We start from the raw sequence: 853 nt of genomic DNA, 5'->3' as shown, positions 1-853 counted from the left end.
TACGTGATTCGGCGAGCACCCGCAGTCAACGCCGCCCGTAACTCGAAATTCATTGGGTATATCATAATAAACCCAGCGCATACCTTAGCGCATACTCTTTTAACTTACCGGATCGCTGAGCGGCCATGAGCGCTATGTTACGCATTATTTTTACTGGCAGTAATGAATGACTAAAGGTGGCATAAAAGCAATCGATGCCATTTTGCATGATCAAATTATCGTTTCTGCGCTTACGTTGGTAGCGCAATAACACTTTTTCACTATGCCATTCTTGCGCTAAATCACGTGCATGGTTTAGCACATCAATCAGCGCGTCAACATCTCGATAGCCTAGATTAACCCCTTGTCCTGCAAGGGGATTAATCGTATGTGCTGCATCGCCTAAGAGTGCCAATCCAGATTTAACGTAATTTTGCGCATGATGACGAAGGAGTGGAAATGAACCTGTTGCGATAGCTTCTACTCTGCCAAGCCGAGGAGGAAATGCGGCAGTGATTTCTCTATTTAACTGCTCCAGAGGCATGGCTTGTAATTGACGGATCCGCTGTGGAGCGTCGTACCAAACTAAGGATGCCCAGTGATCTGACAAGGGTAAAAAAGCGCGCGGGCCGGATGGAAAAAACTGTTGCCAGGTTACCTCCTGCTGTGGCGCTTCCGTTTTCACCGTGATCAGTAGGCAAGATTGGCGATATTGCCAGCCACAGGTGCCGATCCCCGATAAACGCCGTACCAACGAATGACTACCATCAGCCCCCACCACTAAAGGTGTTTGTAGTTTTTGTTGATCACTGAGAGTGAGCTGCCAGTGATCATCGATTCTTTGCATATTTTGCAATTGTGCTGGACATAATAA

General features: G+C 47.1%; 1 protein-coding gene. It reads right to left on the bottom strand.

Annotation, left to right across the window (positions count from 1 at the left end):
• Positions 1-61 precede the first annotated feature (61 nt).
• On the bottom strand, positions 62-853 hold a 792-nt coding region (locus REG_RS10485; RefSeq protein ID WP_039909037.1), incomplete at its 5' end, for an FAD-dependent monooxygenase.

The organism is Candidatus Regiella insecticola LSR1 (genome assembly GCF_000143625.1).
GTDB classification, from domain to species: Bacteria; Pseudomonadota; Gammaproteobacteria; order Enterobacterales; family Enterobacteriaceae; genus Regiella; species Regiella insecticola.
The sequence above is the reverse complement of the archived record's forward strand: the minus strand, read 5'-3'. Positions and strand labels throughout refer to the sequence as shown.